At 77.1% G+C, this 25,228-nt stretch carries 10 protein-coding genes; all 10 read left to right on the top strand.

The window, feature by feature from the left end; all coding sequences use genetic code 11:
* Window positions 1-170: 170 nt before the first annotated feature.
* The 10 genes from K353_RS24500 (at window position 171) to K353_RS24455 (ending at window position 25,218) form a co-directional block, all read left to right on the top strand.
* Window positions 171-869, top strand: coding sequence for a ScbR family autoregulator-binding transcription factor (locus K353_RS24500; protein ID WP_111555710.1), 699 nt, complete (start codon window positions 171-173; stop codon window positions 867-869).
* A gap of 73 nt (window positions 870-942) precedes the next feature.
* Window positions 943-1,851, top strand: a complete 909-nt coding sequence (locus K353_RS24495; protein WP_158585480.1) for a ScbA/BarX family gamma-butyrolactone biosynthesis protein — start codon at window positions 943-945, stop codon at window positions 1,849-1,851.
* Window positions 1,838-2,872 carry an NAD(P)-dependent oxidoreductase gene (locus K353_RS24490; protein ID WP_158585479.1) on the top strand — a complete coding sequence of 345 codons (1,035 nt, stop codon included), beginning with the start codon at window positions 1,838-1,840 and terminating at the stop codon, window positions 2,870-2,872. The genes K353_RS24495 and K353_RS24490 overlap by 14 nt, the downstream gene beginning before the upstream one ends.
* Window positions 2,873-2,882: 10 nt before the next feature.
* Window positions 2,883-4,442 carry an MFS transporter gene (locus K353_RS24485; RefSeq protein WP_111555707.1) on the top strand — a complete coding sequence of 520 codons (1,560 nt, stop codon included), beginning with the start codon at window positions 2,883-2,885 and terminating at the stop codon, window positions 4,440-4,442.
* 223 nt (window positions 4,443-4,665) lie between these two features.
* On the top strand, window positions 4,666-5,118 hold the full coding sequence (locus K353_RS24480; protein ID WP_100836696.1) for an ester cyclase: 453 nt from the start codon (window positions 4,666-4,668) through the stop codon (window positions 5,116-5,118).
* Between the two features lie 163 nt (window positions 5,119-5,281).
* Entirely contained in the window at window positions 5,282-8,737 is a 3,456-nt protein-coding gene (locus tag K353_RS24475; protein ID WP_111555706.1) for a type I polyketide synthase, read from the top strand.
* On the top strand, window positions 8,734-15,522 hold the full coding sequence (locus K353_RS24470) for a non-ribosomal peptide synthetase (RefSeq protein WP_111555705.1): 6,789 nt from the start codon (window positions 8,734-8,736) through the stop codon (window positions 15,520-15,522). Before K353_RS24475 ends, K353_RS24470 begins: the two co-directional genes overlap by 4 nt.
* Window positions 15,515-18,484 carry a type I polyketide synthase gene (locus K353_RS24465; protein WP_111555704.1) on the top strand — a complete coding sequence of 990 codons (2,970 nt, stop codon included), beginning with the start codon at window positions 15,515-15,517 and terminating at the stop codon, window positions 18,482-18,484. Before K353_RS24470 ends, K353_RS24465 begins: the two co-directional genes overlap by 8 nt.
* 45 nt (window positions 18,485-18,529) lie before the next feature.
* Entirely contained in the window at window positions 18,530-24,346 is a 5,817-nt protein-coding gene (locus K353_RS24460) for a non-ribosomal peptide synthetase (protein ID WP_111555703.1), read from the top strand.
* Window positions 24,343-25,218, top strand: coding sequence for a methyltransferase domain-containing protein (locus tag K353_RS24455; RefSeq protein WP_111555702.1), 876 nt, complete (start codon window positions 24,343-24,345; stop codon window positions 25,216-25,218). Before K353_RS24460 ends, K353_RS24455 begins: the two co-directional genes overlap by 4 nt.
* Window positions 25,219-25,228 lie beyond the last annotated feature (10 nt).

Here is a 25,228-nt window from a genome sequence, read left to right as displayed (position 1 = left end):
AGGGCCCGTCCCCGGGCCCCGGCCGGGCGCACGTCCCCCACCCCGGGCGGGCGGGGCCGTGCGCCGGGTCCGGGCCGGGGGAGGACCCGGCCCCGAGCGAGGCGGCCGCACACCGAGCGGCCGCGAACCACCCGCGTGTCAGGCGCGGCAGATCCGGAGGAGGAGCCGCCATGGCGGAGCGCAGGCCCAGGCAGGAGCGGGCCGAACAGACCCAGCGGGCGCTGGTCGAGGCGGCTGCCGAGGTGTTCGCGGCGCACGGCTACACCGGTACCAACCTGGGCCGGATCTGCGAGCTGGCCGGCACCAGCAAGGGGGCGCTGTACTTCCACTTCGCCACCAAGGACGACCTGGCCGCGGCCGTGGTGGCCGCCTACCAGCGCTCGGTGGCCGAGCTGTCGGACCGCCTGCTGGCCGAGGACCCGGCCTCCCCGATGGGCCGACTGGTCGAGCTGTCCTACGAGTTCGCGATACGCCTGCGCGAGGACGCGCTGACCAGGGCCGCCGCCCGGCTGAGCGCCGGCAGCGCCCCCGACCCGCGGGACCCGGCGGACTTCGCCCAGGGCTGGCTGGAGCTGGCCCGCGAACTGCTGGTCCGCGCCCAGCGGTCGGGCGAACTGCGGGACGGGGTGGCGCCGGCCGCGATCGGCAGCACCGTGCTGGCGGTCTCCTACGGCATGCGGCTGCTCGAACCGGACCGCGACGGGGTGGAGGACCGGCTCGCCGAGAGCTGGGACCTGCTGCTTCCCGGGCTGGTCTCGGACGAGGTGCTGGAACGCCTCGGGGCTTCGTGCGGAATGGAACTGACGGGTAATCAGTCGGCTTCCCGGGTCCGTCCGGAGCGTCCGGAACCGGCCGCCTCAAACGGCTGACAAAAAACCGGCCGGTATGTATTTTCTTCCCTGCCAGGCCCGCACACCCACCTCTCGACGGGGGAGAAGAGCCATGCGTACGCCGACCCGGGAAGCCGTCCGCTCCGAGGAGCCCGGCTTCTCCCAGACCGTCCCGCGCGCCCTGGTCCATCGGGCCGCGATCAGCGAAGTCCTGCTCACCGACTGGCTGCGCACCGACCGGGACGAGTTCACCGTCGCCGCGCAGTGGCCCAGGGCGCACGCGTACCACACCCCGGTCGGCGGCTGCCACGACCCGCTGCTGGCCGCCGAGACGGTCCGCCAGGCCAGCATGCTGGTCAGCCACGCCGGCTACGACGTCCCGCTCGGCAGCGCCTTCCTGACCCGCTCGCTCTCCTACCTGGTCGAACCGGACGGGCTGCGGCAGGACGACCGCCCGCTCAACCTGGTCGCCCGGGTCTCCTGCCGGCCGCTCAAGCTGAGAGCGGGCCGGCCGCGCGAGATGCGCACCGACGTGACGCTCTACCGCGACGGCGAGGCGGTCGGCTCCGGCCACGCCGAGTTCACCGTCGTCGAACCGGCCGCCTACGCCCGGCTTCGCCCGGCCGACCGGATCGCCCCGGCCGATCCGCTGGCCCCGCCGGTCGCCCCCGGGTCGGTCGGCCGGCACCGGGCCGCCGACGTGGTGCTGGCCGAGCACCCGGCGGGCGAGGGCTGGCTGCTGCGCGCCGACCAGAGCCACCCGGTGCTGTTCGACCACCCGGTCGACCACGTGCCCGGCGCGCTGCTGCTGGAGGCCGCCCGGCAGGCCGCGGTGCTCGCACTCGGACCGGTGCTGCCGTACGGCATGCACACCGTCTTCCACCACTACGTGGAGTTCGCCGGGGCGGCCGTGGTCAGCGCCGAACCCGAGCCGGCCGACGGGCTGGGGCTGCGTGTGCAGGTCGTCCAGGCCGGGCGGGTGGCGGCGCTCTCCCGGGTGCTGGTCCGTGCGTCCGGCTGACCGGGCCGCCCGCCGGGGCGCCGTCCTGCTGACCGGGGCGAGCGGGTTCGTCGGCGGCGCGGTCCGCACCGAACTCGCCGCCCGGGGCGGCGGCCCGGTCCGGCTGGCGGTCCGCTCCGGCGCCGGCCCGACCGGCCCGGACGAGCAGCCGCGCACCGCCGACCTGACCCGGCCCGGCACGCTGCGCGGCCTGTGCACCGGCGTGGACACCGTGCTGCACCTGGCCTCGCTGGTCAGCGGCGAGCCGGCGCGGTGCCGGGCGGTCAACACCGACGGCACCGCGGCGCTGCTCGCCGAGGCGGCCCGCGCCGGGGTGCGGCGCTTCGTGCTGCTCTCCACCACCGCGGTGTACGGCCCCGGCCCGCACCGCGGCCCCGCCGAGGACGACCTGCGCCCCGCACCGGTCTCCGCGGCGAGCGCCACCCGGCTGGCCGCCGAGCGCCTGGTGCTGGCCGCGGGCGGGACGGTGCTGCGCGCCCCGCTGGTCTACGGCGCCGGCGACGCCTGGGTGGTGCCCGGCGCGGCCGCGCTGCTGGCCGCCGTCCCCGCCCTGCCGGACGGCGGCACCGCCCTGCTGTCGCTGGTCGACGTCCGCGAACTGGCCGCCGTCGTCGCCGACCTGGCCGACCTGCCGCCGGACGCGTGGGCGGCCCGGGCGGCCGGGCGGGTGCACCACGTCACCGACGGCGCGCCCGTCCGCGCGGCCGACCTGCTGGCCGCCGTCGGCCGGGCGGCCGGACGGCCGGTGCCCGCGCGGGCGCTGCCGGCCGACGCGTGCTTCCGGCTGTTCGACGCGGCGGGCGGACGGCTGAGCCGCCGTCAGTTCGACCTGCTGGCGGTGGACCACTGGTACGCGGACCGGCGGCTGCGCTCCTGGCTGCGCCGCCCGTCCGGGCCCGGTTTCGCGGCCCGCTTCGCCGACCATCATGACTGGTACTGCTCAAGGTTGACGCAAGCCGCCGCCCAGGGGCGTTCGCGAGTGTCACAGGGCCGGGCCGGACACCCGCGGACCCACCTCTAGGAGAGAAGCAATGACAGCCGACGCACCGACCGCGCCGGAGGACCAGGGCCACCCCCGGCGGTGGGCGATCCTCATCGTGCTCTCGCTCTGCGTGTTCCTGGTCGCCATCGACAACACCGTGCTGAACGTCGCGCTGCCCTCGATCAGCGAGCAGTTGCACGCCTCCAACCGCGCCCTGCAGTGGATGGTCGACGCCTACTCGCTGGTCTTCGCCGGCCTGCTGATGACCGCCGGCAGCCTCTCCGACCGGCACGGCCGCAAGAAGCTCCTGATCGTCGGCCTGGTCTTCTTCGGCGGCGCCTCGGCCGCCGCCGCGTTCGCGCAGGACACCGGCACGCTGATCGGCATGCGCGGGCTGATGGGCATCGGCGGCGCCTTCCTGATGCCCAGCACCCTGGCCATCCTGGTGCAGGTCTTCCACGAGCGGGACCGGCAGCGGGCGATCGCCATCTGGGGCACCGCCTCGGCGCTCGGCATCGCGCTCGGCCCGGTGATCGGCGGCGTCCTGGTCAGCCACTTCTGGTGGGGCTCGGTGTTCCTGGTCAACGTGCCGATCGGCATCGCGGCGGTGGTCGCCGTCGCGGTCCTGGTGCCGGAGACCCGGGACCTGGGCGCCCGCCGCACCGACCTGCCCGGCGCGCTGCTCTCCACGCTGGCGATGTCCTCGCTGGTGTACGGCGTGGTGCAGCTCTCCGAGCACGGCTGGTACTCGCCGCAGGTGTGGGGTCCGCTGGTCGGGGCGGCGGTGGCCGCGGCGCTGTTCGTCTGGCGGCAGGCCCGGGCCGAGTCGCCGATGGTCGAGCTGTCCATGGTCCTCTCGCCGCGCTTCATCGGCGCCGCGCTCTCCGGCGCGCTGCTGATGTTCGCCCTGGTCGGCTCGGTGTTCGTGCTCACCCAGCACCTCCAACTGGTGCTCGGCTACAGCCCGTTGCGGGCCGGGTTCGCCACCGTCCCGGTCGCGCTCGCGGTGATGGTGACGGCGCCGCTCTCCCCGGCGATCACCCAGCGGATCGGGGTGCGCACCACGGTCGCGATCGGCCTGGTGGTGCTGGCCACCGGCATGGTGCTGTTCGCCACCCTCGCCCCGCGGGCCGGGTACCGGCCGGTGCTGGCCGGCCTGCTGGTGCTCGGCTGCGGCATCGGCCTGGCCACCGCGCCGGTCAGCGACGCGCTGATGAGCTCGGCGCCCAAGGAGAAGGCCGGCCTGGCCTCGGCCTCCAACGACACCGTCCAGGAGCTGGGTTCGGCGCTCGGCGTGGCCCTCGCGGGCAGCGCGCTGGCCGCCGGGTACGCCGACGGGCTGCCCGCCGGCCTGCCCGAATCGGCCCGCAGGTCACTGGCCGGGGCGCTCGAGTTCGCGGGCCTCCAGGGCCCGGCGGGCGGCGCGCTGGCCGAGCACGCCAGGTACGCCTTCGGCAGCGGCATGCGGCTGTCGATGCTGATCTGCGCGGGCGTCGCGCTGATCGGCGCGGTCTGCGCCTTCCTGATGCTGCCGTCCTGCGTCCCCCCGCAGGACGAGTCGGCCGAGACGCCGGCCGCGGTCGGCCCGGACCCGCTCGGCGTCGCCTGACGCGCCGTCAATTCTTTTCTCCCGCAGGGCCTTCCGGACGGTTCCGGAAGGCCCTGCGGCGTTCCCGGCCGCCCCGGCGCGACGCGGACGCGGGCGCGGACGCGCGTGCGGGTGCGGACACGGGTGCAGGTGCAGGAAAGGAACGGGCCAGCCCGGCTCAAGGTGCCGATCGCACAGTAGCTGCGCACGGAGAGACGAAACCCATCACCGAGGAGTACCGAACATGAGCTGGGACGCCGAGAAGGCCCTCGTCGAGCGCTACGTCGAAGAGGTCCTCAACAAGGGCAACACCGCGATCGTCGACGAGCTGTTCGCCGTCGACTTCGAGGGCGAGGCCAAGGACGAGGTGCTGGAGCTGGAGACCAAGCCCGGCGGCCTGGCCGCCGTCTCCGCCGCCGTCTCCGAGCTGCGCACCATCGTGCCGGACCTGTCCTACGAGGTGGAGAACATCCACAAGGACGGCGACCTGGTGCGGCTCACCTACATCGCCAGCGGCACCCACGAGGGCCGGCTGATGGGCCAGGAGGCCACCGGACGCCCGATCCGCATCAAGGGCGACGGCTGGGTCCGGATCGTCGACGGCCGGATCGTGGCCGGCGGCAGCGACTGGGACCCGAACGAGCTGGCCGCCCAGCTCGGCATCGAGCTCCCGGCCGAGGCCCCCGCCGCGGTCTGACCGCACCGCCCGCACCGCCCGCACCGCTGGAGCACCACGCGTACCACCGCACATCACCCGTACCGCCGCGCACCACCCGTACCGCGGACCCCGGCCGGGTCCGGGCCGAGCGGCCCGGACCCGGCCCGTCCCCCTCTCTCGTCCGAACCAGCCGGAGGCAGGAATGACCCCGCGCACCACGCCCCTCGCGGACTGGCTGGCCGGGTGCACGGCCGCCCTGCTGGGCCGGCCGGCCGCCTCGGTCGACCCGTCCGGGCCGATCGCCGAACTCCGGCTCAGCTCCTGGCACGCGGTCTCGCTGGCCGGCGACCTGACCGAGCACCTCGGCCGCCCGGTGGAGCCCACCGTCTTCTGGGAGCACCCGACCCTGGCCGGGATCGCCGCCGCGCTGGAGGGCGGACCGGCCGCCGCGCCGTCCGCCCGGCCCGAGCCGTCCGCCGCCCCGGCCGGGCCGGACGGCGACCCGGTCGCGGTGGTCGGCATCGGCCTGCGGGTGCCGGGCGCGTCCTCCCCCGAGCAGCTCTGGGAGCTGTTCGAGCGGGCCGGGACCACCGCGCGGCCGCTCGACCTGGCCGCCCGCACCGGCTCCGCGCAGGACGAGGGCCGGAGCGTCAACGGCTCCTTCCTGGACGACGTGTACGGCTTCGACCCGGCCTTCTTCGGCATCTCGCCGCGCGAGGCCGCCGCCATGGACCCGCAGCAGCGGCTGCTGCTGGAGACGGCCTGGGAGGCGCTGGAGGACGCCGGGCTGGTCCCGGCCGAGCTGGCGGGCACCGCCACCGGCGTGTTCGTCGGCATCTCCGGCTTCGACCACGGCCGCCGCCGGTACGCCGACCCCGGGGCCGACCTGTACACCGGCACCGGCAGCGCGCTGAGCGTCGCCGCCAACCGGCTGTCCTACCTGCTGGACCTGCGCGGCCCCAGCCTGGCGGTGGACACCGCCTGCTCCTCCTCCCTGGTCGCCGTCCACCAGGCCGTCCGCAGCCTCCAGTTCGGCGAGAGCGACACCGCCCTGGTCGGCGGCGTCAACGTGATCCTCGACGACGCCGTCCACCGGGTCTTCGACCGGGCCGGGTTCCTCTCCCCGGACGGCCGCTGCAAGACCTTCGACGCCGCCGCCGACGGCTACGGCCGGGGCGAGGGCGCAGTGGTGCTGGTGCTCAAGCGGCTCGGCGCCGCCCGGGCGGCGGGCGACCGGGTGTACGGGCTGATCCGGGCCGCCGTGGTCAACCAGGACGGCCGCAGCAACGGCCTGACCGCCCCCAACGGCGCGGCCCAGGAGGAACTGCTGCGCCGGGCCTGCCGGCAGGCGGGCGTCACCCCCGCCGAGGTCGGCTACGTGGAGGCGCACGGCACCGGCACCCCGCTCGGCGACCCGATCGAGGCGCACGCGCTGGGCCGGGTGTTCGGCGCCGGGCGCGACGCCGCCGCCCCCTGCCTGGTCGGCTCGGCCAAGGCCAACGTCGGCCACCTGGAGTCGGCCGCGGGCGCGGTCGGCCTGGTGAAGGCGCTGCTGTGCGTGCAGCGCCGCCGGGTGCCGCCGGCCGCGTCCTTCGACTCCCCCAACCCGCACGTCGACTTCGCGGCACTGGGCCTGCGGGTGCCGCGCGAGACCACCGCGTGGCCGGACGCCCACCCGCTCGCGCTGGCCGGCGTCAGCTCCTTCGGCTTCGGCGGCACCAACGCGCACGTCCTGGTCGGCGAGGCGCCGCGGGACGGGGACGCCCCGGCGGCCGACGCGGTCGACGCGGTCGAGGAGGTCGAGGAGGGCCGGGCCGACAGCGGCGAAACGGTTCTGCTGCCGCTGTCCGCCGCCGACCCGGAGGCGCTGGCCGCGCTGGCCGCCCACTGGGCCGAACTGCTCGAACGCCCCGCCGCCCCCGCCCTGCCGGTGCTCGCCGCCACCGCCGCCACCCGCCGCACCCACCACCGCCACCGGCTCGCCGTGGTCGCGGCCGACCGCGCCGGGGCCGCCGAACTGCTGCGCGCGGCCCGCCCGGCCGGACCGGCCGCCGACGGCCCGCCGCACCCGGTGTTCGTCTTCTCCGGCCAGGGCGGCCAGTGGCCCGGCATGGCCGCCGACGGCCTGCGCGGACTGCCCGCCGCCGCCCGGACCCTGGCCGAGTGCCACGAGCGCCTGGAGGCACTGGCCGGCTGGTCCCTGCTGGACGCGCTGCGCGACGGCACCGCCCTCACCGACCCCGGCGTGCTGCAACCCGCGCTGGTCGCCCTCCAGATCGCGCTCGCCGCCCAGTGGCGGGACTGGGGCGTCGCCCCGGCCGCCTGCGTCGGCCACAGCCTCGGCGAGGTGTCGGCCGCCGCGGTGGCCGGAGCGCTCGACCTGGACGACGCGCTGTTCGTCGCGCTCTGCCGCGGCGAACTGATGCGCGAAGCCCCGGCTGGTGCCACCGCTTTCGTCGAACTCGACCCGGAGCGGGCCGCCGCCCGGGCCGCCGAACTCGGCGCCCCGGTGGACGTCGCGGCCTGGAACGCTCCCGGCTCCTGCGTGCTGGCCGGACCCGAGGCCGACACCGCCCGGCTGCTCGACACCCTCGCCGCGGAAGGCGTGTTCACCCGCCGGCTGCCCGGCCGGCTGGCCTTCCACAGCCGGCTGATGGAACCGCTGCGCGCACGCCTCGCCGACGCCCTGGACGGCCTCGCCCCGCGCCCCGGCCGCCTGCCGCTGTACTCGACGGTGACCGGCGGCCGGATCGAGCCCGCCGCCCTCACCCCCGGGTACTGGGCGGACAACCTGCGCCGGACCGTCCGCTTCGCCCCGGCCGCCGCCGCCCTGGCCGCCGACGGGCACCGCGCCTTCCTGGAGATCGGCCCGCACCCCGCGCTCACCGCCGCGCTGCGCGGCTGCCTGGAGCAGCGCGGCGGCCGGTTCTCGGTGCACGCCTCGATGCGCCGCGACACCCCCGCCCGGGACGGGCTGCTGCGCGGCCTGGCCGAACTGTACGAGCAGGGCGCGTGGATCGACTGGGCGCGGGTCGCCGCCCCGGACGCCGCCCGCCCGGACGCCACCCGCCCGGCCCAGGCCGCCCCGGCCGCGCTGGCCGTCCTGCCGCGCTACCCGTGGCGGCGCGAGAGCGGCCTCGGCCCGGTACCCGCCCCGGGCGACGGCGCCCCGCGCTCCGCCGAGTCGGGCGCCGATCCGGGCACAGGTCCGGGCGCGGGTCCGGCCGCCGAGTCCGCCGAGTCCGTCGCCGAGCTGTCCGACGGGCGGCTGCGCGCCGCGCTCGCGGTGGCCACCGCGGAGGAGCAGGCCCGGCTGATCACCGAACGGCTGATCGAGGAGATCGCCCGGGTGCTGCGGATGCCCGCCTCCCGGATCGACCCCGCGCAGCCGATGAACTCCCTCGGCCTCGACTCGATCATGGCCATGGAACTGCGCCGCCGGCTGGAGCGCGAACTCGACATGGAGGTCCCGGTCACCGGCTTCCTGAGCGGCGCCGGCTGCACCGACCTGGGCGCGGCGCTGGCCGCCGAGTTCACCCTCGGCGGGACCGACCAGCAGACCGCCGAACTGCTTCTCTCCGAACTGGACCGACTCTCGCCAGAGGAGGTGGACGTGCTGCTCGAACGCCTCGGCGCCGGGTCGGCACAGACGCCATGAGCGACTCGCCCACCCTGCCGGCCGCCGCCGCGCCCGGCACCGCCGCCGCCCCCGACCGCCGCGAGCTGCTGCGGCAGCTGCTCGCCGAGCGGGCCCGCGGCTCGGCGGCCACCAGTGCTGTCACCGCTGCCGCTGCTGACGCCGACGCCGCTGTCGCCGCCGCACCGCAGCGTCAGGCGGTCTCCGACGGGCAGCGCGCGCTGTGGTTCGTCCACCAGCTCACGCCCGGCTCGGACGCCTACCACCTCTCGCTGGCCGGACGGGTCCGCCCGGTGTCCGGCGCCCCCGCGCTCGACACCGCCGCGCTGGCCACCGCCGTGCAGCAGCTGGTCGACCGGCACGCGGCGCTGCGCACCACCTTCGGCACCGCCGACGAGCGCGCCGACGAGGGCGGCGGTGAGGGCGCCGGGGAGGGCGGCGGCGCCCCGGCCGCCGAGGTGTACCAGCGCGTCCACCCGGCGATGGCCGCCGACTTCGCGGTGGTGCCCGCCCCGGGCCGCACCGAGGAGGAGCTGCACGCCCTGGTGGCCGCCGAGGCCGCCGCCCCGTTCGACCTGGAGCGCGGGCCGCTGCTGCGCACCCGGGTGTTCCGGCACCCCGACGGCGGCAGCGTGCTGCTGCTGACGGCCCACCACATCGTGACCGACCTGTGGTCGTTCGGCATCGTCCTGGACGACCTGGACCGGCTCTACCGGGCCGCCCGGTCCGGAAGGCCCGCCGAACTGCCGCCGCTGCGGCACCAGTTCGCCGATTTCGTGGCCTGGCAGCGGGAGCTGCTGGCGGGCGAGCGCGGCCGGGCCCACGAGGCGTACTGGACCGGCCACCTGGCCGGCGGCGCGCCCGAGCTGGACCTGCCCGGCGACCGGCCCCGCCCGGCCGTCCCCTCGCACCGCGGCGGCAGCCACCGCTTCCGGCTGGACGCCGAGCTGACCGGCCGACTGGCCGCGCTGGCCCGCGAGCGGGGCACCACGCTGTACGCGCTCTCGCTCGCCCTGTACCAGACCCTGCTGCACCGCTACACCGGCAACGAGGAGCTGTGGATCGGCTCGGTCACCGCCGGACGCGGCCGCTCCGCCTTCGAGGACCTGGTGGGCTACTTCGTCAACCCGGTGGTGGTGCGCGCCGAGACCTCGCCCGACACCCCGTTCCCGGCCCTGCTGGAGCGGGCCCGCGCCGAGTCGCTGGCCGCCATGGAGCACCAGGACTACCCGTTCCCGCGGCTGGTGGCGAAGCTGGCGCCGCGCCGGGACGCCTCGGTGCCGCCGCTGTTCACCGCCGCCATCGCCTACGAGTCCGCGTCCTGGACCGCCCGCCGGGGCATCTCGATGTTCGCGTCCGGGGTCGAGGACGCCCGGCTGGATCTCGGCGGCCTGTCCCTGGAGCCCTACCCGGTCGGCCGGGAGAGCACCGAGTACGACCTGACGCTGTTCCTGGAGGAGGTCGACGGGGTCCTGCACGGCTCGCTGCGGTACGCCGCCGACCTGTTCGACCCGGAGACCGCCGCCCAACTGGCCGGCCACTACCGGGCGCTGGCCCGCGCCGTCGCCGAGGACCCGGACCGGGCGCTCGGCGAGCTGCCGATGCTCGGCGCCGAGGAGCACCACCGCCTGCTCACCGAGTGGAACGCCACCGCGCTCGCCCACCCCGATACCCCGTCGGTGCCCGCCCTGGTCGACGCGCAGGCCGCCCGCACCCCGGACGCGCCCGCGGTGGCCGACGCCGCCGGCTCCCTCACGTACCGCCGACTGGTCGGCAGGTCACGTGAGTTGGCCGCCGTGCTGCGGGGGCGCGGCCTGGACCGGGGCGCCCGGATCGGGCTGAGCTTCGAGGGCTCCACCGAGATGGTAGTGGCGCTGCTCGCCATCCTGCGGATCGGCGCCGCCTACGTCCCGCTCGACCCGGACTACCCGCCGGAGCGGCTGCGCCACATGCTCGGTGACGCCGAGGTGGCCGCCGTGCTCACCCAGCGCCGCCTGGTGGACCGGCTGCCGCTGGACGGCGTCCCGGCGCTCTGCGTGGACGAGCCCTGGCCCGCCGCCGCTGACACCGGTACCGGCACCGGTACCGGAACCGCCGCTGACACCGACACCGCTGACACCGACACCGACACCGACACCGACACCGACACTGACACCGCCGACACCGACGCCGACACCGCCGGCCCGGACGGGGCGGCGCCCGGCCCGCGCGACCTGGCCTGCGTGATCTACACCTCCGGCTCCACCGGCCTGCCCAAGGGCGTCCTGGTCGAGCACCGCGGCCTGGTCAACCTGGCCTACGCCCAGCGGGCCGCCTTCGGCCTCGGCCCGGACGACCGGGTGCTGCAGTTCGCCTCGCTCAGCTTCGACGCCGCCACCTGGGAGTGCCTGATGGCGCTGGGCTGCGGCGCGCTGCTGCACACCGCGCCGCGCGCCGCGATGCGCCCGGGCGGCCCGCTCGTCGCGCTGCTGCGGCGCGAGCGGATCACCGCGATCACCCTGCCGCCGTCCGCGCTCTCGCTGATGGACCCGGCCGACGTGCCGGGGCTGCGCCTGCTGGTGTCGGCCGGCGAGGCCTGCCCGGCCGACCTGCCCGCCTGCTGGGTCGCGGCCGGCCGCCGCTTCGTCAACGCCTACGGCCCGACCGAGACCACCGTCTGCGCCACCCTGCAGGAGTGCGACGGCACCGGCACGCCCTCGATCGGCTGTCCGATCGGCAACGCCACCGCGTACGTGCTGGACGCGGGCGGCCGTCCGGTGCCGCCCGGCGTGGTCGGCCAGCTGCACGTCGGCGGCGCGGGCGTCACCCGCGGCTACCTCAACCGGCCGGAGCTGACCGCCGAGAAGTTCCTCCCCGACCCGTTCGCGCCGCACGATCCGGAGGCCCGGCTGTACGCCACCGGCGACCGGGTCCGCCGCCGCCGCGACGGGCGGCTGGACTACCTGGGCCGGATCGACCACCAGGTGAAGATCCGCGGCTTCCGGATCGAGCCCGGCGAGATCGAGACGGCGCTGCTGCGCCACCCCGCCGTCCGGGAGGCGCTCGCCCTGGGCCGTCCCGACAGCCGGGGCGAACTCCAGCTGGTCGCCTACGCGGTGGCCGTGGACGGAGCCGGGTCCGGGCCCGGGGCGGACGGGCCCGGGGCGGACGGGGCCGGAGCGGACGGGTCCGGAGCGGACGGGTCCGGGGTGGACGCCGCCGAACTGCGCGCCCACCTGAGGGCCGCGCTGCCCGCGCACATGGTGCCCACCCACCTGATGGTGCTGGACGCCTTCCCGACGACCCCCAACGGCAAGGTCGACCGCCGCCGCCTGCCCGCCCCGCAGCAGGCCCCCCGCGCGGCCGGCCCGGCCCCGCGCACCCCGCTGGAGGAGGTGGTCGCCTCGATCTGGGCGCAGGTGCTGGACCTGCCGAAGGTCTCCGTCACCGAGGACTTCTTCGAACTCGGCGGCCACTCGCTGCTGGCCACCCGGCTGGTCGCCCGGCTGCGCGAGGCGGCCGGGGTGGAACTGCCGCTGCGCGCCGTCTTCGAGGCGCCCACGGTCGAGGCGCAGGCCGCCCTGGTCGAGCGGCTCGGCGCGGGCGGTGCCCCGGGCGGGCCGCCGTCCGGCCCGGTGCCGGTCGGCCGCCCGGCCGGCGGGCTGCCGCTGTCCTACGCCCAGCAGCGGCTCTGGTTCCTGAACCAGGTCGCCCCCGGCGACGACGCCTACCACATGGCGGGCCGGCTGGAGCTGGCCGGACCGCTCGACCCGGCCGCGCTCGGCCGGGCCCTGGACGCCCTGGTGGAGCGGCACGAGGTGCTGCGCACCGCGATCTCGATGGAGACCGGGGAGCCCCGGCAGTCCGTCCGCCCCGCGACGGGCGGGCTGCTGGCCGCCGTCGACCTGCGGGGGGCCGACGGGGCGCGGGTCGAGCAGCTGGCCGCCGAGCACGCCGCCCGCCCCTTCGACCTGGCGGCCGGCCCGATCCGGGCCACCCTGCTGCGCCGCGCGGACGACCGCTGGACGCTGCTGCTGGCCGTCCACCACATCGCCTGCGACGGCTGGTCGATGGGGGTGCTGCTGCGCGAACTCGGCGCCCTGGCGGTCGGCGGTGAGGTGCCCGAACTTCCGGTCCAGTACGCGGACTTCGCCGACTGGCAGCAGCGCACCCAGGCCGGTCCGGCGGGCGAGGCCCGGCTGGCCGCCCGGGCCGGGCGGCTGGCCGGCGCGCCCGTCCTGCTGGAGCTGCCCGCCGACGCGCCGCGCACCGCGGGCACCGAGCGGCGCGGCGCCAGGCTGCGGGCCACCGTCCCGGCCGAACTCGGCACCGCCGTGGAGAAGTTGGGCCACAGCACCGGGGCGACCCCGTTCATGGCGCTGCTCACCGCGTTCGCCGTGCTGCTCTCCCGCTGGTCCGGCCAGGACGACCTGCTGATCGGCACCCCGTCCGCCGGGCGGAGCAGGCGCGAACTGGAGGACCTGATCGGCCTGTTCGTCACCACCCAGGTGCTCCGCGCCGACCTGCGCGGCGGGCCGAGCTTCCGCGAGCTGCTGCTGCGGGTCCGCGAGGACGTGCTGGACGCCTTCTCGCACGAGGACGTCCCGTTCGAGCGGCTGGTGGACCGGCTCTGCCCGCAGCGCGACCTGGCCCGCACCCCGCTGTTCCAGGTGATGTTCAACATGCTGAGCATGCCCGAGCCGGAACTGCGGCTGCCGGGCGTGCGCGGCGAGTTGGCGCCCGCCGAGGAGGGCGGCTCCAAGTTCGACCTCACGCTGTACGCCAGGCCCGCCGCCGACGGCAGCGTCGCGCTCGAACTCGCCTACGACCGGGACCTGTTCACCGCCGAGCGGATGCGGGCGCTGCTAGACGGCTTCACCTCGGTGCTGGCCGCCGCCGTCGCCGCCCCCGACCTGCCGGTGGCCGCGCTGCCCGCCGGGCCCCGGACCGGCCTGCCCGACCCGGACCGGCCGCTGCCGCAGCCGCCCGGCTCCCCCGTCCCGCTGGTCGGCCGGTTCCTCGCGCAGGCCGCCCGCACCCCGGACGCGGTCGCGGTGAGCGCCCCCGACGGCGACCTCCGCTACGCCGAACTGGCCTCGTACGTCACCGGGTCGGCGGGGCGGATCGCCGCCGCCGGGCTCGGCCGGGGCGACGTGCTCGCCGTCCACGGCGCCCGCACCGCCGCCCTGCCCGGGACGCTGCTCGCGGTGCACGCCGCCGGTGCCGCCTTCGCCCTGCTCGACCCGGCGCACCCGGCCGCCCGGCTCGCCGCCTGCCTGCGGACGGCCGCCCCGGCCGCCTGGATCGCGGTCGACGGCGCGCCCGAACCCGCCCCCGGCCTGTACGACGGCCTGCCGCGGCTGTCGCCCGGCCCGGCCGGCGCCACCGGCCCGCTGCCGCCGCCCGCCCCCGGCGACCTCGGCTACCTCGCCTTCACCTCCGGCAGCACCGGTGCCCCGAAGGCGGTGCGCGGCGCCCACCTGCCGCTGAGCCGCTTCACCGACTGGTACGCGGACACCTTCGGGATCGGCCCGGGCGACCGGGTCGGCCTGACCTCCGGCCTGGGCCACGACCCGCTGCTGCGGGACTGCCTGGTGCCGCTGGCGCTCGGCGCGACGGTCTGCGTGCCGCCCCCCGGGGCGCTCGCCGACCCGGGGCCGTTCGCCGGGTGGCTGGCCGAGCAGCGGGTGACGGTGCTGCACCTGACCCCGCCCACCGCCCGCTTCCTGGCCGGCGCCCCGGACGTCGAACTGCCCGCGCTGCGGCGGGTGTTCTTCAGCGGTGACGTGCTGACCGGCCACGAGGCGGCGCTGCTGCGCCGACTCGCCCCGCGCGCCGAGCAGACCGCCTTCTACGGTGCGACCGAGACCCCGCAGGCGGCCGCCTGGCACCCCGTCCCGGCCGACTGCCCGCCGGGGGCGCCGGTGCCGCTGGGCCGGGGCGCGGCCGGCCACGAGCTGCTGGTGCTGGTCGGCGACCGCCCGGCCGGGGTCGGCGAGCTGGGCGAGGTCTGCGTCCGCGGCCACCGGCTGGCCGACGGCTACGCGGGTGACCCGCGGGCCACCGCCGCGGTCTTCCGGCCCGGCGCGCACGGCACGGTGCTGTACCGCACCGGCGACCTGGGCCGCCACCGGCCGGACGGCGCGGTGGAGTTCGCCGGCCGGGCCGACCGGCAGCTGAAGATCCGCGGGCACCGGGTGGAGCCCGCCGAGGTGGAGCGCGCGCTGCGGGCCTGCCCCGGCGTGGTGGACGCGGCGGTGGTCGCGGCCACCGACCGCACCGGCGAACGCGTCCTGGTCGGCTACCCGGTGGGCGGCGGCGACACCGCCGCGCTGCGGGCCGCGCTGGGCGGGCTGCTGCCCGCCGCGCTGGTGCCCTCGCTGCTGGTCCCGGTGCCGGAACTGCCCCGCACCCCCAACGGCAAGCTGGACACCGCGCGGCTGCCCGCCCCCGACCAGGGCCCGGCCCCGGGCGGCCGGGCGGCGGCGGCGGGCGCGGAGGCGGCGGTCGCCGAGGTCTGGGCCGAGCTGCTCGGCCTGGAGAGCGTCCCCGCCGACGTCAACTTCTTCGAGCTGGGCGGCCACTCGCTGCTCGCGGTGCGGTTGCAGGACCGGCTCCGCACCCGGCTCGGGGCGCGGCTGGAACTGGTCGACATCTTCCGCCGCCCGACCGTGGCCGGGCTGGCCGCCCTGCTCGACCAGGCCGCCGGCCATCCCCGCCCCCCGGCCCGGCCCGCCCCTGCCGCCGCCCGCCGGGGCGCGGACTCCCGCAAGCAGCTGCGCGAGCAGCGCCGACTGCGCCTGAAGGAGGTGCACGACCGTGACTGACCCGATCGACGACGCCGGGACGGACGACCTGATCGCCGTGGTGGGCCTGGCCTGCCGGGTGCCCGGCGCCCGCGACCCCGAACAGCTCTGGGCCAACCTGCTGGCCGGCGTGGAGTCGGTGGACTTCCACCCCCGCACCGGGCAGGACCCGCCGCACTACGTCCCGGCGTCGCCGAGCGCCGAGGGCGCCGCCGAGTTCGACGCCGAGTTCTTCGGGATGTCCCCGCGCGAGGCGGAGCTGACCGACCCGCAGCAGCGCCGCTTCCTGGAGTGCTCCTGGGAGGCGCTGGAGTCGGCCGGCCAGGACCCGGCCGCGTTCGACGGCCGGATCGGGGTGTGGGGCGGCAGCAGCGTCGGCAGCTACCTGCTCCTCAACCTGATGCCGCACCACACCGGGGCCTCGCTGCTCGGCGACTACCCGGCGATGCTGCTGCACGGCAACGAGAAGGACCACCTGACCACCCGGGTCGCGTACAAGCTGGGCCTGACCGGCCCGGCGGTGACCGTGCAGAGCGCCTGCTCCAGCTCGCTGGTCGCGGTCGCCCAGGCCTGCCAGTCGCTGCTGGACTACGGCTGCGACCTGGCGCTGGCCGGCGGCACCTCGCTGAAGCTGCCGCTGGACGCGGGCTACCTGTACGAGCAGGGCTCGATCTTCTCCCCGGACGGCCACTGCCGGGCCTTCGACGCGGACGCCGCCGGGACGCTGTTCGGCACCGGCACCGCCGTGGTGGCGCTGCGCCGGCTGCGCGACGCGCTGGCGGACGGCGACCCGGTCCGGGCGGTGATCCGCGGCGCCGCGGTCAACAACGACGGCTCCGGCAAGGCCGGTTACACCGCCCCGGGGGTGGACGGCCAGGCCGCGGTGATCGCCGAGGCGTACGACCTGGCCGGGGTCTCCCCGCTGAGCATCGGCTACGTGGAGGCGCACGGCACCGGCACCCCGATCGGCGACCCGATCGAGGTCGCCGCGCTCACCGAGGTGTACGCGGCGGAGGGCGCCGGGCCCGGCTCCTGCCTGCTCGGCTCGGTGAAGACCAACCTCGGCCACCTGAACGCGGCGGCCGGCGCGGTCGGCCTGATCAAGGCGGTGCTGGCGGTGGAGCGCGGCGCGGTGCCGCCGAGCCTGCACTTCCGCCGCTTCAACCCGGCGATCGACGCCGACACGGTGCCGTTCCGGGTGCCGGTGGAGGTCGAGCCGTGGCCCAAGGACGGCCCGCGCCGGGCCGCGGTCTCCTCCTTCGGCATCGGCGGCACCAACGCCCACCTGGTGGTCGAGCAGGCCCCGGCCCGCCCCGCCGCCGGCACCCCCCGGGCCCACCAGGTGCTGCCGCTGTCCGCCCGCACCCCGCAGGCGCTGGAACGCGCCGTGCGGAGGCTGACCGACACCCTGGCCGACGGCCCGGCCGACCTGCCCGGCCTGGCGCACACCCTGCGCACCGGCCGACGGGCCTTCCCGCACCGCACCGCCCTGGTCGCCGGGCCGGACGGGGCCGTCCGCGCCCTGCCCGGTCCGTCCGGCCCGGCGGCACCGGCCGGCCGGGCCCGGGTGGCGCTGCTGCTGCCCGGCCAGGGCGCCCAGTACTCCGGCATGGCGGCCGAGGTCCACCGCACCGAGCCGGTGTTCCGGGCCCACTTCGACGAGTGCGCCGAGCTGCTGCGCGGCCACCTCGGCCGGGACCTGCGGGAGCTGGTCGACACCGAGCCGCCCGCCCCCGGTGCGCCGGACCCGCTGACCGGGACGGCGCTGGCCCAGCCCGCGCTGTTCGCGGTGGAGTACGCGCTGGCCCGGTACTGGGAGTCGCTCGGCGTCCGCCCGGCCGCGCTGGTCGGCCACAGCGTCGGCGAGTGGACCGCGGCCTGCCTGGCCGGGGTGTTCGACCTGCCGGACGCGCTGGCGCTGGTCGCCGCCCGGGGCCGGCTGATGCAGGCCCTGCCGCCCGGCGGGATGCTCGCGGTGGAGCTCACCGAGCCGGCCGCCGTCGAGTTCCTCGCCGGCCACCCGGAGCTGTCGCTGGCCGCGGTAAACGCGCCGGGGCGCTGCGTGCTGGCCGGCCCGCCGGACGCGGTGGCGGCGGCGGTCCGGGCGCTGGCCCTGGCCGGGGTCCCGGCCCGGCGGCTGCACACCTCGCACGCCTTCCACTCCGCGGTGCTCGACCCGGTGCTGGCGCCGTTCGCCGAGCAGGTCGCGGCCCGCCGCCGGAACCGTCCGACCCTGCCCTTCACCTCCTCGCTGACCGGCACCTGGATCACCCCGGAGCAGGCGGTCAGCCCGCGCTACTGGGCCGACCAGGCCCGCGGCTGCGTCCGGTTCGCCGACGCGGTCCGCACCGCGGCCGGTGTCGCCGACGTGCTGCTGGAGACCGGGCCGGGCCGCACCCTGGGCCGGCTGGCCGCCGAGTGCGCGCCCGCGGCCGGACCGCGGCCGGCCGTCCTCGCCTCGCTGCGCCACCCCCGGCAGGGCGCGGGCGACGCCGAGTCGCTGGCCCGCGCGGCCGGCGCGCTCTGGGCGCACGGCGCGGACCTGGACTGGCGGGCGTACGACGCGGACCGCGGCCACCGGCGCGGCCCCGCCCCGACCTACCCCTTCGAGCCCGCCCGGCACTGGGTCGACCCGCCGGCCGCCGCCCCGGCCCCGGCCCCGGCCCCCGCCGCCGCCGCGGCCCCGGCCGCCCCGGCCCCGGCCGTCCCGACCCCGGTGGCCGCCTCCGGACCGGAGGCCGAGCGACCGGCCGGGGTGCAGGACCGGGTGATCGCGCTCTGGGGCGAGCTGCTGGGCGTCTCCGGCCTCGGCCCGGACGACGACTTCTTCGAGCACAACGGCGACTCCGTGCTCGCCACCCGGCTGGTCTCCCGGGCCCGGCACCTGTTCGGCGTCGAACTGCCGCTGGACGACCTGCTGGACGAGCCCACCGTCGGCGGCATGACCCGCCTGGTCGAGGACGCGCTCGCCCGCGCCGCCTGACCGCCCCCCTTCTTCCACCGACTACCGCCACCTCTCGGAGGAGCAGTGACCACCGAAGTCCTCGGGGACCCGAGCACGATCCCCGGCCCCGCCCGGCTGACCCGGCTCGACCGGCCCGCGCGCGTCCCGCTGTCCTGCGCGCAGGAGCGGCTCTGGTTCCTGGAGCAGCTGGTCCCCGGGACGGCGATCCAGAACGTGCCGCTCGCGGTGCGCCTGACCGGCCGGCTGGACGAGCCCGCGCTGGCCCGCACGATCGGCGAGATCGTCCGCCGGCACGAGGTGCTGCGCACCACCTTCGAGGTGGTCGACGACCGCCCGGTGCAGCGCGTCCTGCCGACCGCGGACGTCCCGCTGCGCCCGGTGGACCTGCGCGCCGTCCCGGCCGGGGAGCGCGAGGAGCGGCTGGCCGCGGAGACGGCCGCCGAGGCGGCCGTCCCGTTCGCGCTGGAGCGGCCGCCGCTGCTGCGCGCCGCGCTGATCCGGCTGACCGACGAGGACCACGTCTTCCTGCTGACGATGCACCACATCATCGCCGACGGCTGGTCGGTGGGCGTGCTGTTCCGCGAGGTCACCGAGCTGTACTCGGCGTTCGCCGCGGGCGACCCCAGCCCGCTGCCCGAACTGCCGCTCCAGTACGCCGACTTCGCGCTCTGGCAGCACGAGCGCCTGGCCTCCGGGGCGGCCGGCGCCGACCTGGAGTACTGGCGGGCCCGGCTCGGCGGGCGGCTGCCGGTGCTGGAGCTGCCGACCGACCGGCCGCGCCCGGCCGACCCGGTGTTCGACGGCGGCCGGGAGAGCGCGGTCCTCCCCGCCGCCCTGGCCGAGGGCGTGCGCGCGCTCAGCCGGCGCAGCGGGGCGACCCCGTTCATGACGCTGATCGGCGCCTGGGCGGCGCTGCTCCAGCGGATGAGCGGTCAGGACGACCTGGTGGTCGGCGTGCCGATCGCCGGCCGCGACCGGCTGGAGACCGAGGAGCTGATCGGCTTCTTCGTCAACACCCTGGCGCTGCGCTTCGACCTGTCCCGCACCGACGCGGACCGCGCGCCGACCTTCCGCGAACTGCTGCGCCGGGTCCGCAGGACCGCGATGGGCGGCTACGCGCACCAGACGCTGCCGTTCGAGCGGCTGGTGGAGGACCTGCGGCCGGAGCGCACGCTGACCCACGCCCCGCTGTTCCAGGTGATGTTCGTGCTGCAGAACGCGCCGCTGGAGCCGCTGAAGCTGCCCGGCCTGACCGCCGCCCCGGTGGAGGTGCACAACGGCACCGCCAAGTTCGACCTGCTGCTGGCCGTCGCCGAACGCCCGGAGGGCCTGACCGCGACCCTGGAGTACGACGCCGCGCTGTACGACGCCGCCTCCGCGGCCCGCGTCCTGGACCAGTACCTGACCCTGCTGTCGGCCGCCGTCGCCGACCCGGACCTGCCGCTGGACGAACTGCCGGTGGTCTCCGAACGGGAGGCCGCCCGGCTGCTGGCGGTCGGCGCCAAGCGGGCCGACTTCCCGTCCGCGGACGTCCTGCACGGCCGCTTCGCCCGCCGGGCGGCCGACCGCCCGGACGCCCCGGCGGCCACCCTGGACGGCCGGAGCCTGACCTACCGCGAGCTGGACCGGCGCGCCGACGCGATCGCCGAACAGCTGATCGCCCGGGGCGTCACCCCCGGCACCCTGGTCGGCCTGTTCCTGGAGCGCTCCCTCGACACCGTCGCCGCCGTGCTCGGCGTGCTGAAGGCCGGGGCCGCGTACGTGCCGCTGGACGCCGCCCACCCCGCGTCCCGGCTCGACCTGGTCCTCTCCGACGCCCGCCCGCCGGTGCTGCTCACCCAGCGCCGGATGCGCGACCGCCTCCCGGCCCACCCGGGCACCGTGCTGGAGGTCGAGGAGATCCCGCCGGCCCCCGCCGCCCCGGTCGTCCCGGCCCGCCCGGCGACCGCCGAGGACCCGGCGTACGTCATCTACACCTCCGGCTCCACCGGCCGCCCCAAGGGCGTGCGGGTCAGCCACCGCAACGTGGTGCGGCTGTTCGACTCCACCGAGGAGATGTACGGCTTCACCGAGCGGGACGTGTGGACGCTGTTCCACTCCTACGCCTTCGACTTCTCGGTCTGGGAGCTGTGGGGCGCGCTGCTGCACGGCGGCCGGGTGGTCGTGGTGCCCGCCGACGTGGCCCGGGCCCCGGAGGCGTTCCACGCGCTGGTCGCCGCCGAGCGGGTCACCGTGCTCAACCAGACCCCGTCCGCCTTCGTGCACTTCGCCGCGGCGGACGCCGCCGCCGGCCGCGAACTGGCCCTGCGGCTGGTGGTGTTCGGCGGCGAGGCGCTGGAGCCCGGGACGCTGCGCGGCTGGTTCGAGCGGCACGGCGACACCAGCCCCCGGCTGGTCAACATGTACGGCATCACCGAGACCACGGTGCACGTCACGGCCCGCCCGATGCGCCGGGAGGACTGCGAGCTGGCCCGCCGCAGCCCGATCGGCCGCCCGCTGCCGGACCTCGAACTGCTGGTGCTGGACGAGAAGTTGCGCCCGGTGCCGGTCGGCGTCCGCGGCGAGCTGTTCGTCGGCGGCGCGGGCCTGGCCGACGGCTACCTGAACGCCCCCGAGCTGACCGCCGCCCGCTTCGTCCCGCACCCCTTCGACCCCGCGCCCGGCGCCCGGCTCTACCGCACCGGCGACCTGGCCCGGATCACCGCCGAGGACGGCATCGAGTACCTGGGCCGGATCGACCACCAGGTGAAGATCCGCGGCTTCCGGATCGAGACCGGCGAGATCGAGTCCCACCTGCTGGAGCACCCGGCGGTCAGCGCGGCCGTGGTGGTGCCGCAGTCCGACGGCGACGGCGAACGGCGGCTGGTCGGCTACGTGGTGGCCGACCCCGGGCCGGACGCCGGCCCCGAGGACGAGGAGGAGCTCCGCGACGGCCAGGCCGCCGAGTGGGAGATGATCTTCGACGGGATGTACGGGCACGGCGGGGGGGAGCACGCCGCGGACTTCGACATCTCCGGCTGGAACAGCAGCTACACCAACGAGCCGATCCCCGCCGCCGAGATGCGCGAGTGGGTCGAGGCCACGGTCGACCGCATCCGCGCCCTGCGGCCCCGCCGGGTACTGGAGATCGGCTGCGGCACCGGCCTGCTGCTCTCCCGGCTGGCCGCCGACACCGAGGAGTACCTGGGCACCGACTTCTCCGCCGAGGTGCTCTCCCGGCTCGCCCCCAAGGTCCGCGAACCGCAGACCACCCTCCAGCACCGCGCCGCCCACGACCTGGCCGGCCTGCCCGCCGACCACTACGACACCGTGGTGATCAACTCGGTCGCGCAGTACTTCCCCAGCGGCCGGTACCTGCTGGACGTGCTGGAGGGCGCCGTCGCGCTGGCCCGCAAGCCCGGCCGGATCTTCCTCGGCGACGTCCGCGACCTGGCCACCCTGGAGGAGTTCGCGCTCTCGGTCGAACTCTCCCGGGCCGACGACCGGATGCCGCTCGGCCGACTGCGCCAGCAGATCGCCCGCCGGCTCGCCGACGAGGACGAACTGGTCCTCGACCCGGCCTTCTTCCACGCCCTGCGGCTGCGCCTGCCGCAGATCAGCGGCATCGAGGTCCAGCTCAAGCGCGGCACCGCCGACAACGAGATGACCCGCTACCGCTACGACGTGGTGCTGCACCTCGGCGGCAGCCGCCCCGCCCCCCGCCCGGCCGGACCCCGGGTCGACTGGCGGCAGGAGGGCCTGGACGCCGCCGCGCTGGCCCGCCTGCTGGCCCGCAACCCGCGGGGCGCGGTGGTCACCGGCATCCCCAACGCCCGGATCACCGGCGAGCGCACCGCGCTGCGGCTGCTGCACGACGCCGAACCCGGCTCCACCGTCGCCGACCTGCGCTCCGCGCTGCGCCGGGCCGGCGCCCCGGCGGGCCTCGACCCGGAGACCGTCCACCGCCTCGGCGAACAGGCCGGCTTCACCGTCCGGGCCGGACGGCTCGGCCCCGAGGGCGGCAGCGACTACGACGCGGTCTTCCTCCCCGACGCCGGTGCCGGTGCCGGTGCCGACGCGGGTGCCGGTGCCGGTGCCGGTACCGACGCCGGGCGGGACGACGCCGGGCGGGACGGCCCCGGGCCGGCGGCCACCGCCCCGGCGCTGCCCGCCGGCGTCCCCGCCGACCCGCTGGCCCACGCCACCGAGCCGCTCACCGCCCGCCGCCGCGGCCGGATCGCGCCCCGGCTGCGCGCCTTCCTCGCCGCCCGCGTCCCCGACCACATGCTGCCCGCCGCGTTCGTCGTGCTGGACCACCTGCCGCTCACCCCGAACGGCAAGGTCGACCGCGAGGCGCTGCCCGCCGTCGACCTGGCCCGCCCGGTGCTGCGCACCGAGTACACCGCCCCCGCCACCCCCACCGAGGAGCGGGTCGCCCGGGCCTGGGCCGCCGTCCTCGGCCTGCTCCGGGTCGGCGCCGACGACAACTTCTTCGAGCTCGGCGGCCACTCGCTGCTCGCCACCAAGCTGGTCTTCCGGCTGCGCACCGAGTTCGGCGTCGACCTGCCGCTGCGGGCGCTGTTCGAGCACCCGACGGTGGCCGGCACCGCCGCCGCCGTCGACCGCTGCCTGAGCGGCGTGCAGGCCCTCCCCGGCACCGACGTCGACCCGGCCGACCTGCTGCTGGCCCCCGACGTCACCGCCGCGGGCCACCGGGCGCACACCGGCCCGCTCGGCCGGGTGCTGCTCACCGGCGCCACCGGCTTCCTCGGCGCGTACCTGCTCGCCGAACTGATCCGCTCCACCCCCGCCACCGTGGAGTGCCTGGTCCGGGCCGACTCCGACCGGGAGGCCGGGCAGCGGCTGCGCACCGCCCTGGAGCGGTACGGCCTGTGGACCCCGCAGCTCGCCGCCCGCACCGTCGCCCTGGCCGGCGACCTGGCCCGGCCCCGCCTCGGCCTCGACGAGGAGCGCTTCGACCGGCTCGCCGCCCGCACCGACGCGGTCTTCCACAGCGGCGCGGCCGTCAACCTCACCTACCCGTACGAGGAGTTGAGGCCCGCCAACGTGACCGGCACCGAGGAGGTCCTGCGGCTCGCCGCCCGCTCCGGCCGGGCCGCCGTCCACCACGTCTCCACCATCGGCGTCTTCGCCGGGAACGGCCCCGACGGCCGGGTCGGCGAGCACACCCCGACCGGCCCGTCGGCCGAACTGCGGCAGGGCTACACCCGCTCCAAGTGGGTCGCCGAACAGCTGGTGCTGGAGGCCGCCCGGCGCGGCCTCGCCACCGCCCTCTACCGCCCCAGCCGGATCAGCGGCGCCACCACGACCGGCGCCTGCCAGTCCGACGACTTCCTGTGGCGGATCGTCAAGGGCTGCGTCCAGGCCGGGGCCGCGCCGCAGGGCGCCGACATCCCGCTCGACCTCGTCCCGGTCGACCACGTCGCCGCCGCGATCGTCGCGCTCGCCCGGCCGGACGCGCCCGGCCCGGCCGCCGAGCCGCACCACCCGACCAGCCCGCACCACCTGACCAGCCCGCACCCGCTGCGCCTGGGCGACGTGCTCGACCACCTGCGCGGGGCCGGCTACCCGCTGCGCCCGCTGCCCTTCGACGCCTGGGCCGCCGCGATCGCCGAGGACCCGGCCAACGCCGCCTACCCGCTGCTCGGCGTGGTCGGCGCGGACACCCTCGGCGACACCTCCGCCGTCCGCTTCGACTCCACCCGCACCACCGAGCGGCTCGCCGAGCGGGGCGTGCACTGCCCGCCGGTCGCCGGCGCCCTGCTCGACACCCAGCTCGCCTGGTTCGTCCGCACCGGCTACCTGCCGGCCGCCCCCGCCACTCCTGACGCCCCCGCCGCCCCCGCTCTCGCCGACGCCCTGACTGGAGACGCCCGATGACCACCACCGCCGCCCCGCAGCCGACCGCCGCCCCGAAGCCGTCCGTCGCCGTCCCCGGTGAGTCCTCCTACACCGCCGACGTCCACCCCGACCTGGACTTCGAACTCGACCGGCTGCGCAACCAGGCCCTGCTCGTCTGGTCCAAGGAGGTCCGGCTGCTCCGGTCCCTGGGCCTGCGCCCCGACACCGACCTGCTGGAGGTCGGCAGCGGCCCCGGTTTCGTCACCGGCCAGCTGCTCCGGGAGGTCCCGCAGGGCACCGTCACCGCCCTCGAACTCGACGCCGACCTGCTGGAGCGCTCCAGGCACAACCTGCGCGGCGCCGACACCTCCCGGCTCACCCTGGTGCCCGGCTCGATCCTGGACAGCGGCCTGCCCGGCGACTCGGCCGACCTGGCGCTGGTCCGGATGGTGCTCCAGCACCTGCCGCAGCCGGAGGCCGCCCTGGCCGAACTGCACCGGCTGGTCCGCCCCGGCGGCCGGGTCGTCGTCACCGACGTCGACGACCACGTCTGGGGCGTCCTCGACCCGGCGCTGCCCAAGCTCCAGCCGATCCTGGACCGCCGCAACGAGCTCCAGGCGGTGCGCGGCGGCAACCGGCTGATCGGCCGCCGCCTGGGCCGGCTGCTGAAGGCCGCCGGCTTCACCGACATCACCGTCGACGCCATCGCGGTCTCCAGCGACGAACTCGGCCTGGACGCCCTGCTCCCGCAGATCGACATCGCCCCGCGGCTGGCCCTGCTGCTCCAGGAGGGCATCGTCACCGAGCAGGAGATGGCCGAACTGCTGGCCGAGCGCGAGGAGTTCCTGGCCCACCCGGACCCGGCCGTCCTGCTCACCATGTTCGTGGTCTCCGGCCGCAAGCAGGGCTGACCCCCCGCCC

This window comes from Kitasatospora sp. SolWspMP-SS2h (assembly GCF_003259315.1).
In the GTDB taxonomy this organism is placed as follows: domain Bacteria; phylum Actinomycetota; class Actinomycetes; order Streptomycetales; family Streptomycetaceae; genus Kitasatospora; species Kitasatospora fiedleri.
Note: the sequence above shows the minus strand (reverse complement) of the source record. Positions and strands in the feature narration are given on the sequence as shown.